Below are 16,521 nucleotides of genomic sequence, written 5' to 3' on the forward strand. Positions count from 1 at the left end.
CCACGCGCGTGTGTCACTCGTGGGTCACCTCTGCAGCCGAGCGTGACCGGCGCCACCCTCCGTGGCCTTACCATGGCGCGGTGCTGGTCAAGTGGATTCGCTGCACCGTGGTGGACCGCCGCGGGTTCGAGCGGGGGCAGCGAAAGTGGGCGGGGCTTCTGGGAGAGCCGGGGTTTCGGGGACAGGGCGGGGGCTGGAGCCGGGGACGGCAGGGCGTGGCGCACATCTTCTCCTTCTGGGAGAGCCGTTCCTTCTACGACTCCTTCATGGCGCGTTCCCATGACCGGCTCGCGGCGGCCCAGTCCGGCACGTTCAAGGACATCCAGGTCAAACTGTTCGACTACCGCTTCGACGTGAAGACGGGCTTCGAGCCACGCTTCACCGACGCCGACCTGGTGCGGTTCGCCCACTGCCGCGTCCACGAGGAGCGTGCGGAGCACTTCACCCTCATGCAGGAGAAGGTCTGGAATCCGGCGATGGCCGGCTCGCCCGGCATGATCCGCGGCCTGTTCGGCGAGGCTCCGGGGAACGAGTTCCTGGTGCTCTCGATGTGGCGGTCGGCCGCCGAGCACGGCAAGTACCGCACCGAACGGGTGGAACGCCTCATCCTGAGGGCGCAGACCGAGGCCGACGTAGCCGCGCTCACGGGCGACATCCTGGACCTCGAACCCGCCTGGACGGTTTGATGTCCGAACTCACCGGACACGCGGCTCGGCGGGGCCGAGGGTGCGGGAAATGTGTGACCTACGCCGTATGGAGGCCATACGAGTGCTCGATACGCCCTCACTCGATCTAGGGTCTTGGCATGGCACGACCACGGCGAATCGTCCTTGTCCGGCACGGGGAGTCAACGGGCAATGTTGATGACACCGTGTATGAACGCGAACCCGATCACGCGCTGGCCCTGACGGAACGGGGCTGGCGGCAGGCGGAGGAGACCGGGAAACGGCTGCGAGAGGTGCTGGGCCGCGAACAGGTCAGTGTGTACGTCTCTCCGTACCGTCGCACCCACGAGACCCTTCGCGCCTTCCATCTGGATCCCGAACTGATACGCGTGCGTGAGGAACCCCGGCTGCGGGAGCAGGACTGGGGCAACTGGCAGGACCGCGACGACGTGCGCCTGCAGAAGGCGTACCGCGACGCCTACGGGCACTTCTTCTACCGGTTCGCGCAGGGCGAGTCCGGGGCCGATGTGTACGACCGGGTCGGCGGCTTCCTGGAGAGCCTGTTCCGCAGCTTCGAGGCGCCCGATCATCCGCCGAACGTCCTGATCGTGACGCACGGCCTGGCGATGCGGCTGTTCTGCATGCGCTGGTTCCACTGGACGGTCGCCGAATTCGAGTCGCTCGCGAATCCCGGGAACGCGGAGATGCGGATGCTCGTTCTCGGGGACGACGGCAAGTACGCCCTTGACCGGCCCTTCCAGCGCTGGCGTGAGCCGGAACCGTACGGGATCACCGATTAGAGTGGCAGGCCGATGACCGCTGACTCCTCATCCGACGGGCGCCTGAGCCGCGCCCTCGCCAGTCTGCGTGGCCTTGCCGTGGGGGACGCGCTGGGCTCGCAGTTCTTCGTACCGGTGAACTACCCCCTGCTGAAGAACCGCGAGCTGCCGCCCGGCGACTGGCAGTGGACGGACGACACCGAGATGGCCTGCTCGGTGGTGGCCGTCCTGGCCGCCCACCACCGCATCGACCAGGACGCCCTGGCCCAGTCCTTCGCCGCGCACCACGACTTCGACCGGGGGTACGGTCCCGCCGTCAACCGACTGCTGCGGCTGGTCCGCGAGGGCGGTGACTGGCGTGAACTCGCCGCGGCCCTCTTCAACGGGCAGGGCTCCTGGGGCAACGGGGCCGCGATGCGCATCGCGCCTCTCGGCGCCTTCTACGCCGACGACCCGGAGCAGGCAACCCACCAGGCGGAGATCTCGGCCTACCCGACGCATCAGCACCGGGAAGCGGTCGTCGGCGCCATGGCCGTCGCCGCGGCCGCCGCGCTGGCCGCTGCCCCCGGCGGTCCGCCCAGCCCCGGCGCGCTTCTGGACGGCGTCATCTCGCTCGTCCCGAAGAGTGCCGTCGGCGCGGGCCTCAGACGGGCCCGCGACATGCTCGACTACGGCGACGCCTCCACCGTGGCGGCCGTGCTGGGATGCGGGCGCCGTACGACGGCCCACGACACCGTGCCGTTCGCTGTCTGGTCCGCCGCCCGGTCCTTGGGCGACTACGAAGAGGCGTTCTGGACGACCGCCCAGGTCGGCGGGGACGTGGACACCACCTGCGCCATCGTGGGCGGCGTGATCGCCGCAGGGAAGGCCGGGACGCCGCCCGCCGAGTGGGTGGACCGGACCGAGGCGTTTCCGGAGTGGTTGCGGGTGCCGGAGTAGCGGCCGGTGCCGGACCGAGGCATATCGTCGAAACTCTCCGTGTTCTCTGGGAACTCTGCGTAACCGGCCGTGCGTTGTCATGACAGTTGCCGTGCGACGGGTGGGCCGGTGTGCAGGCGCGTGACAGGGGCGGGGGTGCAGCCATGGGGTGGTGGTCGATGTTCGCCCTGTTGAGCACGGTTCTTCTGGTGCGGATGGCCGGACTGTGGTCCTCGCCGTCGATCCGCCGGACCCGGTCCGGCCATCCGCGGCTCATCGCGAGCTCGGCCCCCTCAGCCGAGACCCGGACCCGCCGTGCCGGCGAGCGCCTCCAGGTCGCTCTTGCGTACCTTGATCACGAACCAGGCAGTGACCAGGGCGAGTACGGCCATCGAGGCGGCTGCGACGAAGCCCGACGAGATGCCCTGGGCGAGCACCTCGTGTCCCCACGGGGCGGGCAGTTGGTGCGTCTTGGCGAACTCCGCCTTCTGTTCCGCCGAGCCGTCGGCCATGAAGTGCGGCACCTGCTTCTCCGCCTCGTCCTTGCTGGCCGACCCGAACACCGTCGTCAGGATGGACAAGCCGAGCGAACCGCCCACCTGTTGCGTGGTGTTGAGCAGCCCGGAGGCGGCGCCGGCCTCGTGCTGGGCGACGCCGGAGACGGCGGTGATCGTCAGCGTCACGAAGTTCAGGCCCATGCCGAAGCCGAAGATCAGCATGGGGCCGAGAACTCCGCCGACGTAGGAGCTGTCGGAGCTGATGAGGGCCTGCCAGGCGAGTCCGGTCACCGCGAGCGCCGAACCGGCGAGCATGAACGGCTTGGGGCCGAGCACCGGCAGGAATCGCTGCGACAGGCCCGCTCCCAGCGCGATGACGACGGTCACGGGCAGGAAGGCGAGACCGGCCTCGATCGGGGTGTAGTCCAGGACGTTCTGGACGAAGAGCACGATGTAGAAGAACATGCCGAACATCGCGGCGGCGAGACTCAGCATGATCACGTACGTGCCCGAGCGGTTGCGGTCGGCGAACATCCGCAAGGGGGTGATCGGCTCCTTGGCGCGCGACTCGATGAACGCGAAGGCGAGCAGGAGTACCACGGCGACGCCGAAGGACCCGATGGTCAGGTTGTCCCGCCAGCCCTCGTCGGCGGCGCGGATGAAGCCGTAGACCAGCAGGGCCATGCCTCCTGTGGAGGTCAGGGCGCCCGCGATGTCGAAGCGGCCGCTGTGCCGTTGCGACTCGCTGATGTACAGCGGGGTGAGCACGGCGATCAGCACGCCGATCGGCACGTTGACGAAGAGCACCCATCGCCAGTCGAGCCACTCGGTGAGCATGCCTCCCGCCAGCAGGCCTATGGCACCGCCACCCGCGGAGACGGCGGCGAAGACACCGAAGGCCCGGTTCCGCTCGGGTCCTTCGGGAAAGGTGGTGGTGATCAGTGCCAGCGAGGTCGGCGACGCGATCGCGCCACCCACGCCCTGCAGAACACGGGCGGCCAGCAGCTGCCAGGGTTCCTGGGCGAGGCCGCCGAGCAGCGAGGCGAAGGTGAACAGCAGGATGCCGGTCATGAAGACCCGGCGGCGCCCGAGGATGTCACCCGCGCGACCGCCCAGAAGCAGCAGGCCGCCGAAGGTGAGCGTGTAGGCGCTGACGACCCAGGTGAGGTCGGTGGTGCTGAACTCGAGAGCGTCTTGAATGTGCGGCAGCGCGATGTTCACAATCGTCGCGTCGAGTACCACCATGAGTTGGCAGGCCGCGATGACGGCGAGTGCGATGCCCGGTCGCCCTGCCCGGCGGGCCGCACCTGGTTTCTGATCGTTGATCAACTGAGAGGTTGTCACTATGGGTCCCCCACAAGCGCGTTAGTGAACGGTCGCGTTCACTGTTGCGTCAACGGTAGTGAGTCCCCAGTAGTGAACGCAAGCGTTCACTTAAGTTTGTTGGCGCGTGGCGTGTCCCCCTGTGTCGCCGCGCGGTGTCCCGTCCCTCCCCGAAACCCCCGCTTCCCTGTTCGCTGGAGACACTCAGATGGTTACCTCGCGCTGGACGGCCGCCCCCGCTCAGACGGCCTCCCTCCGTCGGCGCGGCGCCGTGCTGGAGCGTGCGATTCTCGATGCCGCGCTGGAGCAGCTCAGCACGGTCGGCTGGAACGGCCTCACGATGGAGGGTGTCGCCGCCGGAGCTCAGACCGGCAAGGCCGCGGTCTATCGCCGCTGGCCGTCCAAGGAGGACCTCGTCGCGGACGCCCTTCGGGCCGGACTGCCACGGTTCGAGGAGGCCCCCGACCTCGGCGGTGTGCGCGAGGATCTGCTCGAGCTGTGCCGTCAGGCGCGCGCCGCGATGTTCTCGCGCCCCGGCTTCGCGCTGCGCTCTGTCATTCACGAATGCGACCAGGCTCAGGCGGAGCGCTTCCATGCCGTGATCTTCAACGGAGTCGTGGAGCCGAGCGTCAAGCTCCTGCGCGAGATCATCACCCGTGGCATAGAGCGGGGAGAGGTGCGCCCCGACGCGGCGAACGACTATGTCTTCGATGCCATGCCCGCCATGATGATGTACCGCTCCAAGATGCGCGGCAGCGAATGGGGTGACCAGGATGTCGAAGAGATGATCGACCAGTTCATGTTGCCGCTGCTGCGGTCGAGCGGGCCGTGAGCGCTCTGCGTGGACGTCTCGACTCCGTACGGGGAACCGGGTGTCGCAGGGTGATCCGAACGGCGTACGCTAAGGGCGCCATGCCGTACGAACCGCCTACTCACACCGTCGAGCGCTCTCTTCGTGCCACGACCGGAGCGAAGATCATCGCCGGTGTCGACGAGGTGGGGCGAGGCGCCTGGGCCGGCCCTGTCACCGTCTGCGCGGCGGTCACCGGACTGCGCCGACCGCCCCAAGGCCTCACCGACTCCAAGCTGCTCAGCGTCAAACGCCGCACCGAACTCGCCGAGGAACTGCGGACATGGGTGACGTCGTACGCCCTGGGTCACGCGTCTCCGGAGGAGATCGACCACATGGGGATGACGGCCGCCCTCCGGACCGCCGCCGTGCGCGCCCTGGAGGCACTTCCCGTCCGGCCGGACGCGGTGATCCTCGACGGGAAGCACGACTATCTCGGAACGCCCTGGAAGGTCCGGACCGTGATCAAGGGCGACCAGTCCTGTGTCGCGGTCGCGGCGGCTTCGGTGATCGCCAAGGTTCAGCGCGACAAAATGATGGCCGAACTGGGTATCGACCATGCAGACTTCGGTTTTGCGGCCAACGCCGGGTATCCCTCACCCGTGCACAAGGCCGCGCTGGAGGTCCGGGGCCCCACCCCGTACCACCGGTTGTCGTGGGCGTATCTTGATGCGCTGCCTCAGTGGCGGCACCTCAAGAAGGCCCGCACCTGGGCGGACGGAAGCGTTCCGGCGATCGAGGGCCAGCTCGGCTTCGATTTCTGACGATTCCGCTCGCACTGATGTGCCACCCGCTGACGCGAGCCGCACCAACGTTTGATAGATATCAGCCCATGCCTCTCATTCCCGAGGAGCCTCAGATTCACGAGAGTGCCCAGGGTCCCCGCGCCACTCCGGCCAGCGGCCGTATCGCGCCGACCCCCCGTCCCGTACCCGGTCCACGCCCCGCGGCTCCGCCGCGCCCCGGTCGTCCCGGCCCGCTGCGGCCCGCGCCGCCGGTGCAGCGGACGCCGCACGATGTGGCCGTGGCCAAGCCCGCTGTGCCGGGCCCCGTCGCCCCTGCCACCTCCGCCCCGACTCCGGTCCCGGCTCCCGTCGCGGCTTCGGCGGCCCCGCAGATCCAGCTCATCCCGGCCTCGGCCGCCGGTGCGCTGGACGCTGCCGAGGAAGCCGTAGACCTGCTGCTGGAGTCCGGTCGTGCCCCCGGTGAGGTGCTGGTGATCACCACCGGTGAACAGCATCCGTGGGCCGCCCATGAGCTGTCCTTCGGCGACACCGCCTACTGGGCCCAGCACGACGCCGGTGACGACGTGTTCTACGCGGAGGCCACCTCGGCCTCGCGTGCCGCGTCCCGTCCGGTCGTCGTGGTCGCCGTCAACGGCGGCTCCGCCGCGGCTGTCGCCGAGGCCCTGCCCCTGGCCCACGCCCGGGCCGGTGCCCTGCTGATCGTCTGCGGGGACCCGCAGCAGATCAACTCGGTACTGGGCGCCGGCGTCTGAGCCGGTCTCGGCACGTTCGGAAGGGCACCGGGGGCGAGTAGAGGTGCCGTCCCGCGCGGTAGCTGCACGGTGAGCCCTCAAGCATGCCCGCGTGTGGGCGGAGATCCGGCTCCAACTCCGCCCCACGCCGCGTCAGCAGGACGCGCACCCGGTGCGCCACGACGTCGTGGGCCGTACGTCACTGACGTACGGCCGAAGAACGACATCGAGGCGGACTCGGCTTCAGCGGGCCGCGGCGCGGCGCAGGACCTCCGAGGCGGCGCCGCCGGTGCGCGGGAGCAGAGGCGGTGACTCGGACGTGGCGAAGGGCTCCGGCGCCGAGTCCGCGTTGGGCCTGCGTCCGCCGCGTCCCTCGCCGAGCACCTGCCATCCGTCACGCGTCAGCGTGATGTACGCCCCGCAGCGCAGCCCGTGCAGGGTGCAGGCGTCCCGCAGCCCCCACATCCACGCGCCGTCCTCCTCCGTCCAACGCGCGTCGCCCTCACGGCAGTAGAGCAGCACGGCGGTGCGCACGGGGGTGCGGCGTCGCAGGTCGTGCGGGATCACCCGGCGCAGCTGGGCCAGCAGCGTGTTCCGGAACATCCAGCCGTCGGCCGGTGCCGGGCGGCGGGTGAACGAGGCGCTCGCGCGCAGCCGTTCGTCCGGATCGAGGACCGCCACGATCGCGGTCGCCGGTTTGGGACGGTGCCGTGAGTGCAGCCCGCTGACGACCTCGCGCGGATTGCGCAGCAGCGGGATGCCGGCCTCGGCCCACTCGGCGGGTTCGAGCAGACGGGCCAGAGGGTTGGCGGATGCGGCGGACAGGTCGGCTGACGACGTGGACGCCGCGGAGGACGGAGCGAATCCGAAGGTCACGGTCCTCCCTTCGGCTACGCGCCCATACGGCGGGCGGGGTCGGATTCGGGGGAGCGCGCACCGCAGCAAAGCCCTACCGGTCTACGGGCAAGCCGTGCGGGGAGCGGACCTCAATTCTTCCTGTCGAACTTGGTTGCGGCAACGAGCAATTGGGTCCACCGACCCGAATCAGGCTGTTCGTGGCTTATATCCCTACCCAGTGTTTTAGCGGGCGACGCCGGGGGCCCCCGAGTCCGGCCCTTCGAGGCCCGCGTGCGCACGCGGGCCTCGAGTTCTGCCGGCTGCGGTGCCTGCTCAGCCCCGTACGGCCAGCACCAGAGGCAGCACGCCCTGGGCGCCCGACCGCAGCAGCAGTCGGGCGGCGACGGCGAGGGTCCAGCCGGTCTCGGTCATGTCGTCGACGAGCAGGACGGGACCTGCGGCTGCCTGCAGCGCTTCCCGCAAGGGTGGAGGTACGACGATCGCCCCGTGCAGGGCCCGCAGTCGCTGAGCGCTGTTGGAGCGGGGCAGGGCCAGGTCGGCCGTGTGGTCCGTGTAGGCGAGGGAGCCCAGGAACGGGAGGCGGCCGACGGCGGAGATCCGGCTGCCCAGCGAGTGCACCAGCTGCGGCCGGCCGCGCGAGGGAAGGGTGACCACCCCGACAGGGCGGGCCGGTGCGTCGGGGGCGCCGGAGGCCCAGCCGTCGGGCGACTTGGCCCAATCGGCCAGGACGGTCACGACGGCGTTGGCCACGTCGTCGGGGACGGGGGCGTCCGGAGTCTGGGGCGCGAGCAGCGGCCGGAGCCGGTTGCCCCAGCCGATGTCGGACAGTCGTCCGAGCGCCCGGCCCGGCATGGCCTGTTCGCCGGGCGGAATACGGCCCTTGAGGTCGACACCGATGGCCGGGAGGCCTGTGGGCCACATGCGGCGGGGGTCCACCACGACACCGGCGCGGGAGAGCGAGCCGCCCGCCGTGTCCAGGGCGTCAGCGGAGATGGCGGCGGTGAAACGGGGTCCGGCGCAGTTGTCGCAGCGACCGCAGGGAGCCGCCTGCTCGTCGTCCAACTGCCGCCGCAGGAACTCCATACGGCAGCCCGTGGTGGTGGCGTAGTCACGCATGGCCTGCTGTTCGGTGGCGCGCTGCTTGGCGACCCAGGCGTAGCGCTCGGCGTCGTACGACCAGGGTGTTCCGGTGGCGATCCAGCCGCCCTTGACCCGGTGGACCGCGCCGTCCACGTCCAGCACCTTGAGCATGATCTCCAAGCGGGTGCGATTGAGCTCCACCAGCGGTTCCAGCGCGGGCAGCGACAGTGGCCGGTCCGCCCGGGCGAGGGCGTCCAGGGTGCGCCGTACGGCTTCCTCGGGCGGGAACGCGACGGAGGCGAAGTAGGACCAGATCGCCTCGTCCTCACGGCCGGGCAGGAGCAGCACCTCCGCGTGCTCGACACCACGTCCCGCGCGGCCGACCTGCTGGTAGTAGGCGATGGGGGAGGAGGGCGAACCGACATGGACGACGAATCCCAGGTCGGGCTTGTCGAACCCCATGCCGAGCGCGGAGGTGGCGACCAGCGCTTTGACCTTGTTCGCGAGGAGGGCTTCCTCGGCCTGCTGGCGTTCGGCGTTCTCGGTCTTTCCCGTGTACGAGGCGACGGTGTGCCCGCACTGCCGGAGGAAGGCGGTGATCTCCTCGGCGGCGGCCACCGTCAACGTGTAGATGATGCCGGAGCCCGGCAGGTCGTCGAGATGATCGGCGAGCCAGGCCAGCCGGTGGGCGGCGTCGGGCAGTTGGAGCACGCCGAGGCTCAGGCTCTCGCGGTCGAGCGGACCGCGCAGGACCAGTGCGTCCGAACTGGTGCCGGTGCCCAGCTGCTCCGCCACGTCTGCGGTGACCCGGGCATTGGCCGTGGCCGTGGTGGCCAGCACCGGCACCCCGTGCGGGAGGTCGGTGAGCATGGTGCGCAGCCGCCGGTAGTCGGGGCGGAAGTCGTGGCCCCAGTCGGAGATGCAGTGCGCCTCGTCGACGACGAGCAGGCCGGTGGCGGCCGAGAGTTCAGGCAGGACGTTGTCGCGGAAGTCCGGGTTGTTGAGCCGCTCGGGGCTCACCAGCAGCACGTCCACGGTGCCCGCGGCGACCTCGGCGCGGATGGTCTCCCACTCCTCGGGGTTGGAGGAGTTGATGGTCCGGGCGTGGATACCGGCCCGGGCGGCGGCCTCGACCTGGTTGCGCATGAGCGCGAGCAGCGGAGAGACGATCACGGTCGGACCGGCGCCGCGCTCGCGCAGCAGGGCCGTCGCCACGAAGTACACCGCGGACTTGCCCCATCCCGTGCGCTGTACGACCAGGGCCCGGCGCTTGTCGGCGACCAGCGCCTCGATCGCCCGCCACTGGTCCTCTCGCAGCTGCGCCGATCCGGTGCTGTCCCCGACGAGCCGGACGAGGATCCGGTCGGCGGCCTCGCGCAACTCCGTCTTGCTCGTGTGCGTCATGCCCCCATACAACAGGACGCCTCCGACAGCGGGACGTCTCGGCGGCCCGGCTGTGGATGACTGGGACGGGCTTGTCGTGCCCCTGATCGGACTTATCCACAGGCCCAAACGGAACCGCGAGATCCGCGAGATCGTCGGCGCATGACGAACCACAGCGAAACGACAGGACCCGCGGCGAACGGCAACGACCGCGGGCACAACAGCGACGGACGCAACGGCAACGGCCGAAACAGCACCGGACGGAACGGCGACGGCCGGAGCGGTATCGGCCGGAAGGGCAACGGGCGGGACAGCGACGGCCCGGGGATCGGCGACCGCGTCGGGTTCGACGCACACGGCGCCGCACACCAGGTCACCCTGCGCACCCCGGGCGAGCTGGCCGACGCCCTGCCCTACCTCCTCGGGTACCGGCCCGAGGACAGCATCGTTCTGGTCGCCCTGCACGACCGGGGCGGCCGCGGCCGGTTCGGAGGGCGGGCCCGGCTGGGCATTCCCGCCAACAAGGACGACTGGCCGGCCGTCGCCCGGCAGCTGGCCCACGGGCTGATCACCGGCAGCGAGCGCCGGGGCGCCCGCCCGGAGCAGATGGTCGCCTACCTCTGCCAGGAGCCGGGGGCCGGCGAGACAGGCAGGCAGATCACGGAACGGCTCGCCCCGCTCGCAGGCCTGCTGCGCACGGAGTGCGGCCGGCTCGACGTTCCCGTGATCGAGGCGTTGTGCATCTCCGACGGCCGCTACTGGTCGTACTGCTGCCCGAGCGAAAACTGCTGCCCTGCGCAGGGACTCCCGATGGGTCTGCCCGGCACATCGGTGCTCGCCGCCGCTGCCACGTACGCCGGACTGCAGGTGCGCGGGACGCTGCGCGAACTGAGGGCCAGGCTGCAGCCCTGGGAGACCGCGGCCGCGCTGGAACAGGAGGTCGCGCTGGACACCGCCGGCATGGCCCTGGTCCCCAGGATGCTCGACCAGGCGAGCCGGGTGGACGTGGCCGAGAGGACGCTGCGCCTGGCCCGCAGCACCATGGCACGCTTCGCCGAGGCAGCGCCGGTGTCGGGCCCGCTCCAGGCCGACCTGCGCGACGACGAACTGCTGGGGCACGAAGACGCGGCGGAACTCATCCTCGGTCTGCAGGACCGCACGACCCGGGACCGCGCGGCGGAATGGATGGAAGCGGAGGAAGCCGGACCGGCTCTGCGTCTGTGGCGCGCACTGGCCCGCCGGTGCGTCGGACCCTATGGCGAGCACGCGGCGGCACCGCTCACCCTCGCCGGATGGGTGGCCTGGTCCGCGGGCGACGAGATCGAGGCCAGGGAGGCGCTGGCCATGGCACTGGGCGCAGATCCCAGCTATCTCTTCGCCCGCCTCCTGCACCAGGCCTGCAACGAGGGACTCGACCCGGAATCCATCCGTCGCTGCCTGCGGGCAGAGCGCGAGGGGCGCGACGCACGCGCGCGGTCGGAGGCCGCTCAGTCCGCCGACGCGGAACCGAACGAGGACATGACGGCGTTGGCGGAACCGACCGAGGACGTGACGGCGTTGGCGGAACCGACCGAGAACATGACGGAGTTGAACGTGTCCGGCGATGACGGGAGCCAGCCGTCATCCCCGCCCACTGGCGACGGGACCATGGATCTGCCCGGGGTCCCCGCGGACGCGCTGGCCGTGTCTCCGTCCCACACCGAAGGCACACTGCCGCCGTGCCCGTCCGGGGCCGACCGGAATCCGCCCACGCCAGCGCCTACGGCCTCCCGCCGACGCAAGCGGGTGCGTCCCGGCGCTCGCGCCGATGCCCTGCCCCGTCCCGTCGAGTCGGTGGGGCGACAGCCCCGCGTCGAGGAATCCCGCCCACGCTCCCGGCCGGCCCGCGGTACCCGTCCCGGCACCGTCCGCCGCACCGCGGGCAAGGCCGACGCCCACGGCCCCGAGAGCACGCGGCCCGAGGGCGAGGCCACCGAGGAAAAGCGATGAGTGGCCGCTCGAAGCGTGCCGCACGAGGATGGTCACACCTGTGCCGTCGAGTGACGGCCCTGGCCTGCCGCCATTCGGTCGGCTTCCGGGCCCGTGGGCGTGACCCCGAACAGGCCCGTCCCGTTCACCTGAGTGGCGGAACCCCCTACCGGACCGTACCGCCGCATCGCCCATGCCCTTCAGCAGCCCAGCACCGGGCGCCGAACACGCCCGGGCCGCGCAGAGTGCAGAGGAAGCGTCTCTTGTATCAGCCGACTCCGCCCTCCGCCGACGACGGCCGCGCCGCCCTCGGCGCGCCGACGCCGGTCTGGAAAGCAAGCGCCGGTCCGCCGCTGCGGGCCATGGACACCGGCATGCCCGAACCAAGGTTTCCGAGCGGCACCCGGCACACCTCGGGGGCGGCGGAACACCGCAGCAAGCCGACTCCGGAACAGGAGCCGAAGGACACCGCGCCCTCACTGTCGTGGGACCGGGACCCGGTTCCGCCCACGGAGCCCGTACGACGCCCGCAGACACTGACGCCGACGCCGACGAGGCAGGGCCGGACTCCGCCTCCGACCGCGAACCGTCCTGCACGCCCTCTTTCACCCGTGCCTGCCAGGCAGACACAGCCCCCCTCCCCGGCCCATCGCGGCCCGGCCGTGCTTCCCCCCGCGCACTCGGTCATCATTTGCGTGGCGCTCCCGGGTCTCGCCATTTCCACGGACCAAGGGCAGTTGACCGGTCAGGGGCTGGAGGGCTTCTACCGCGCAGGCCGGCGCGTGCTCTCCCGGTGCCAGATCCGTGTCGCCGGCCGTGAGCCAGTGGCGGTCCAGGCCCGGACGACCTCGGCGGATCGCGCACGCTTCGTGGCCACCACGCACGGCTCCCAGGGCGCAGGCCCGGACCCTGACGTCATCGTGGAGCGCACCCGCCACGCGGACGGGACGGAACGCATCATGCTGCACAGCGCCGCCGCCCGCCCGCTGCGACTGCCGGTGGAGGTGGCACTCGGTACGGATCTGGCGGATCTGGGCGCTGTCGCCGCGGGTCGAACGGGACCCGAACTGCCCGCCATCGTCCACGACTCCGGCCTGCGCTGGTCCTGCGCCGCCGGCGGGGCATCGGTCACGGCCGACCCCCCACCCGCCGACGCCCTCGCGTCGGCAGGCCTGCTGCGCTGGGAGTTCGACCTGCCTCCCGGCGGCAGCGTCGGCCTGGAACTGCGGGTACGTCTGGAGGGAGCGGGCCCCGTCCGGGCCGTGGGTCGAGCGGCGACCAGCCCCCTGGCCCCCGCCCGCGCGACGGGAGACCACCCCGCGGTCCAGCCGCTCCTGCGCACGAGCATCGACGATCTCCAGTCCCTACTGCTGAGAGACCCTGCCCACCCCACCGACAGCCACCTCGCGGCCGGGGCCCCCTGGCGCTGTGGCCTGGCACCGGCCGACGCGCTCGTCGCGGCCCGAATGACGCTGCCGCTCGGCACCCGGCTGGCCGCGGGCACGCTCCGCACCCTCGCGCGCACCCAACTCCCCGCGCAGACAGCGCAGTCCGGCATGATCCCCGGGCCGCGCCGGGACGCGGGCGCCCACCTCCCAGCCTGTTGTACGGGTACCGAGGCAACCCTGCTCTTCCCCGCTCTCCTCGCGGAGGCCTTCCGGTGGGGGCTCTCGCCGCAGGACACGGAACAGCTGCTCCCGGCGGCCGAACGATGCCTGGGCTGGCTGCGGGCTGCCGTAGGGGAGGGGACGTATCTGTGCGACCCACAGCCCGGCGGCCCCGTCCGTTGTGAGACACAGGCGCACGCGCATCGCGCGGCCGTCCTCGGCGCCGATCTGCTCGACGCGTTCGACAGACCCGGAGGAGCCGCGCTGCGGCAGTGGGCCCGCGAACTGCGCACGGCCTTCCGAGAGGACTTCTGGGTCGAGGACCGCAGCGGTGGCCGACCGGCGGCCGCTCGGGCCCCCGACGGACGCCTGGTGCCGCACCTCGGCGCCGCGACGGTCCACCTCCTGGACACCGGACTGCTGGGCGGGGGCGAACAGGCGCCCGGCCTGCTGGACAGGGTGCAGACCGAACAGCTGGCCCGGCTGCTTGGGAGCCCGGCCATGGACTCGGGCTGGGGGCTGCGCGGACTGGGCACGAAAGAGGCGGGATACAACCCGTTCGGCCATCGCACCGGTGCCGTCAGAGTCCACGAGACGGCCGTCGCCGTCGCGGGCCTGGCCACCGCCGGGTACGAGAAGGAGGCCGGCTCGCTCCTGCGGGGCCTGTTGGCCGCGGCCGAGGCCTTCGGCCACCGGCTCCCCGAGATGTACGCGGGTGAGCAACGTACCGACGGGAGCGCTCCTGTTCCCCACCCGGCTGCCTGCCGTCCGGCCGCCACGGCGGCGGCCACCGGGGTCCTCCTGCTGAGCGCTCTCGCGGGAATCCGCCCCGACGTCCCGGCGGGGACGGTCACACTGCGCCCCGTGCGCAGCGCACCTCTCGGCGAGCTCGGTCTGACCGGGCTGAGGATCGCGGGGGCCCCGTTCTCGGTACGGGTCAGCAGACTCGGGCTCGCCATGGTCGAGGAGGCTGCCGAAGGGTTGCAACTGGGGACGTGACCTCGAACGACGCCGTTTCCGGCAGAAGCGGGCAAGGGAGGTCGCGAACTGGTCGGACGCCAGTGGATCAGTTGCCGCTGCCGCCCGCGAAGGGAGTGTTTATCGTCAGGCAGACGACTATGATCGCCGCATGCCCTACGACCCGTCAGCCTTTCCGCCCTTCGCCGTCACTGTGGACCTGGTCGTGCTGACCGTGCGCCGTCACGCCCTGTGCGCGCTCGCGGTACGCAGGGGCGAGCCGCCGTTCCAGGGGCGTTGGGCGCTTCCCGGCGGTTTCGTACGGGCCGATGAGGATCTGGCGCAGGCCGCTGCCCGCGAGCTGGCCGAGGAGACGGGACTGCGGGCCCACGACCCGGCCGTTCCCGCCCAGGACAACGGAGCACACCTGGAACAGCTCGCGACCTACGGCGACCCCAAGCGTGATCCCCGGATGCGCGTGGTGAGCGTTGCCCACCTCGCTCTCGCTCCCGACCTGCCCGCCCCCAGGGCAGGCGGTGACGCCAGCAACGCGCGCTGGGCGCCTGTCGAGGAACTGTTGCAGCAGAGCGGCTACGGCCGGGACGGTGAGCCGGTCGCGCCGCTCGCCTTCGACCATGCGCAGATCCTGTCGGACGGAGTGGAGCGCGCGCGCTCGAAGATCGAGTACTCGTCGCTGGCCACCGCGTTCTGCCCGCCCGAGTTCACCGTCGGAGAGCTGCGCCGGGTCTACGAGGCCGTGTGGGGCGTGGCACTGGACCCGCGCAACTTCCACCGCAAGGTGACGGGCACACCGGGATTCCTGGTCCCCACCGGCGGCACCACCACGCGACAGGGTGGCCGCCCCGCCCAGCTCTTCCGGGCCGGCGGCGCCACTCTTCTCAACCCCCCGATGTTGCGCCCCGAAGTGTGACGGCCCCGAAAACCGGACATAACGCGCTATCTTGCTACGGGTGATCCAGGCCTTCGGACTGACCAGCAATTCCCGCAAGGACCTTCCGCCCGCGGTCGACGACGTGTCCTTCGAAGCCCGAGCGGGCCGCGTCACCGCGCTCCTCGGAACGTCGGGCGCGGGTAAGACAACGGCGCTCAGACTGATGCTCGAACTCCAACAGGGCCGTGGCCTGACCTACTTCAAGGGCCGCCCACTGCATCGCATCGCACACCCCTCGCGCGAGGTCGGCGTACTCATGGGCGAGGTGCCCGGCCATCCCGCACGCACGGTCCGCGGACATCTGCGCATGCTGTGCGCCGCGGCTGGCGTCCCGGTCCGGCGCGCGGACGAAGTGCTCGAAGTGGTGGGCCTGGTCAGCCTGCGCGACGAGCGGCTCGGCACCCTGTCGCGTGGCATGGACCGCCGCCTGGGCCTGGCCTGCGCCCTGTTGCCCGACCCGCACACACTCGTGCTGGACGCTCCAGCCGACGGACTCTCCGCTCGTGAGAGCCGCTGGCTGCACGGCATGCTGCGCGCGCACGCCGCCCAGGGCGGCACGGTCCTTTTCACCACGGCCGAGCCCAAAGAGGCCGCGCGCGCCGCAGATCACGTCATCACACTTGAGCAAGGCAGGCTCGTCGCGGACCAGGCGGCCGCGGAGTTCGCCCGCACCAGGCTCCGTCCCCGGGTCGCCGTCCGCACCCCCCATGCCGCCCGCCTCGCCGCCCTGCTCGGCAAAGAGGCCCGCACGGCACACCGTTCCGTCGAAGTCGTCCGGGAAGGCGGCAACCGCCTGTCCGTGTACGGCAGTACATGTGCCGACGTCGGCGAGACGGCCTTCCGGCACGGCGTCCTGGTTCATCAACTCGCCGACGAGGTCGGGGACATGGGGCCCGGTGCGGGTCCGTTCCCCGGAGAGAGCACGGAAGCGGCACAGGACGCCCGGGCGGGCGGCACAGGGGCGGACCCCGTCGAGCTCGTCGGCAAGGAAGTTGTCGGGGAGGCCGGGGTGGCCGGGGTGGCAGTGCGGGGAGGGCAGGCGCACGACACCCCCGCATCGTCAAGTGGCTCGTGCGCGCACGGTGAGCGGGTGATGCCCGCCGACCGGACAGTGCCCGGCGACCAGGCGGCACACGGCAGTCCAGACGCCCGCAGCGGCCCGGCCGTGGGAAGCGGTGACACCGCTCTGGGTCCTGCCATCGCCTCC

General features: G+C 71.3%; 13 protein-coding genes. 10 read left to right on the top strand and 3 right to left on the bottom strand.

The annotated features are described in order from the left end of the window. Window positions 1-80: 80 nt before the first annotated feature. The 3 genes from AQI94_RS24715 to AQI94_RS24725 all read left to right on the top strand — a co-directional run bounded on the left by AQI94_RS24715 (window position 81) and on the right by AQI94_RS24725 (window position 2,383). Window positions 81-686, top strand: coding sequence for a YdbC family protein (locus AQI94_RS24715; RefSeq protein WP_031043106.1), 606 nt, complete (start codon window positions 81-83; stop codon window positions 684-686). 119 nt (window positions 687-805) lie between these two features. Next, window positions 806-1,465 (top strand): histidine phosphatase family protein, encoded by a 660-nt coding sequence (locus AQI94_RS24720; RefSeq protein WP_031043110.1) that lies wholly within the window; start codon window positions 806-808, stop codon window positions 1,463-1,465. A 12-nt stretch (window positions 1,466-1,477) separates the two neighbouring features. After that, entirely contained in the window at window positions 1,478-2,383 is a 906-nt protein-coding gene (locus AQI94_RS24725) for an ADP-ribosylglycohydrolase family protein (RefSeq protein ID WP_062229938.1), read from the top strand. Between the two features lie 272 nt (window positions 2,384-2,655). On the opposite strand, the gene AQI94_RS24730 is transcribed toward AQI94_RS24725, so the two are convergent. Beyond that, window positions 2,656-4,203: an MFS transporter gene (locus tag AQI94_RS24730; protein ID WP_031052782.1), complete on the bottom strand. Its 1,548-nt coding sequence runs from the start codon at window positions 4,201-4,203 to the stop codon at window positions 2,656-2,658. Between the two features lie 187 nt (window positions 4,204-4,390). Here AQI94_RS24730 and AQI94_RS24735 point away from each other — a divergent pair, with 187 nt between their 5' ends. The 3 genes from AQI94_RS24735 (at window position 4,391) to AQI94_RS24745 (ending at window position 6,530) form a co-directional block, all read left to right on the top strand. Next, on the top strand, window positions 4,391-5,014 hold the full coding sequence (locus AQI94_RS24735) for a TetR/AcrR family transcriptional regulator (RefSeq protein WP_031052779.1): 624 nt from the start codon (window positions 4,391-4,393) through the stop codon (window positions 5,012-5,014). 80 nt (window positions 5,015-5,094) lie between these two features. After that, the gene (locus AQI94_RS24740; protein WP_031052776.1) at window positions 5,095-5,796 is read left to right on the top strand and encodes a ribonuclease HII; all 702 of its coding nucleotides are present in this window, start codon (window positions 5,095-5,097) and stop codon (window positions 5,794-5,796) included. A 68-nt stretch (window positions 5,797-5,864) separates the two neighbouring features. Then, on the top strand, window positions 5,865-6,530 hold the full coding sequence (locus AQI94_RS24745) for a hypothetical protein (RefSeq protein WP_079062564.1): 666 nt from the start codon (window positions 5,865-5,867) through the stop codon (window positions 6,528-6,530). Window positions 6,531-6,752: 222 nt separating this feature from the next. Here the strand turns inward: AQI94_RS24745 and AQI94_RS24750 are convergent, their stop codons facing one another. After that, window positions 6,753-7,385: a hypothetical protein gene (locus tag AQI94_RS24750; RefSeq protein WP_031049266.1), complete on the bottom strand. Its 633-nt coding sequence runs from the start codon at window positions 7,383-7,385 to the stop codon at window positions 6,753-6,755. Between the two features lie 294 nt (window positions 7,386-7,679). After that, complete coding sequence (locus tag AQI94_RS24755) at window positions 7,680-9,851, bottom strand: RecQ family ATP-dependent DNA helicase (RefSeq protein WP_031049264.1); 2,172 nt, start codon at window positions 9,849-9,851, stop codon at window positions 7,680-7,682. A gap of 141 nt (window positions 9,852-9,992) precedes the next feature. Here AQI94_RS24755 and AQI94_RS24760 point away from each other — a divergent pair, with 141 nt between their 5' ends. The 4 genes from AQI94_RS24760 to AQI94_RS45740 all read left to right on the top strand — a co-directional run. After that, a complete protein-coding gene (locus tag AQI94_RS24760; RefSeq protein WP_031049262.1) occupies window positions 9,993-11,819 on the top strand; it encodes a DUF4192 domain-containing protein in 1,827 nt (608 codons plus the stop codon). A gap of 674 nt (window positions 11,820-12,493) precedes the next feature. Continuing rightward, on the top strand, window positions 12,494-14,404 hold the full coding sequence (locus AQI94_RS24765) for a glycogen debranching N-terminal domain-containing protein (protein WP_225890258.1): 1,911 nt from the start codon (window positions 12,494-12,496) through the stop codon (window positions 14,402-14,404). Between the two features lie 130 nt (window positions 14,405-14,534). Beyond that, window positions 14,535-15,293 (top strand): NUDIX hydrolase, encoded by a 759-nt coding sequence (locus AQI94_RS24770; protein WP_031049259.1) that lies wholly within the window; start codon window positions 14,535-14,537, stop codon window positions 15,291-15,293. A 40-nt stretch (window positions 15,294-15,333) separates the two neighbouring features. Then, on the top strand, window positions 15,334-16,521 hold a 1,188-nt coding region (locus AQI94_RS45740), incomplete at its 3' end, for an ABC transporter ATP-binding protein (RefSeq protein ID WP_225890259.1).

It is taken from the genome of Streptomyces pseudovenezuelae (assembly GCF_001513955.1).
Classification (GTDB): domain Bacteria; phylum Actinomycetota; class Actinomycetes; order Streptomycetales; family Streptomycetaceae; genus Streptomyces; species Streptomyces pseudovenezuelae.

Bases quoted from the DNA above. Each gene is read 5' to 3' on its own strand.
- AQI94_RS24720 (WP_031043110.1), top strand. From the start codon at position 806: ATGGCACGACCACGGCGAATCGTCCTTGTCCGGCACGGGGAGTCAACG.
- AQI94_RS24725 (WP_062229938.1), top strand. From the start codon at position 1,478: ATGACCGCTGACTCCTCATCCGACGGGCGCCTGAGCCGCGCCCTCGCC.
- AQI94_RS24735 (WP_031052779.1), top strand. From the start codon at position 4,391: ATGGTTACCTCGCGCTGGACGGCCGCCCCCGCTCAGACGGCCTCCCTC.
- AQI94_RS24740 (WP_031052776.1), top strand. From the start codon at position 5,095: ATGCCGTACGAACCGCCTACTCACACCGTCGAGCGCTCTCTTCGTGCC.
- AQI94_RS24745 (WP_079062564.1), top strand. From the start codon at position 5,865: ATGCCTCTCATTCCCGAGGAGCCTCAGATTCACGAGAGTGCCCAGGGT.
- AQI94_RS24755 (WP_031049264.1), bottom strand. From the start codon at position 9,851: ATGACGCACACGAGCAAGACGGAGTTGCGCGAGGCCGCCGACCGGATC.
- AQI94_RS24760 (WP_031049262.1), top strand. From the start codon at position 9,993: ATGACGAACCACAGCGAAACGACAGGACCCGCGGCGAACGGCAACGAC.
- AQI94_RS24770 (WP_031049259.1), top strand. From the start codon at position 14,535: ATGCCCTACGACCCGTCAGCCTTTCCGCCCTTCGCCGTCACTGTGGAC.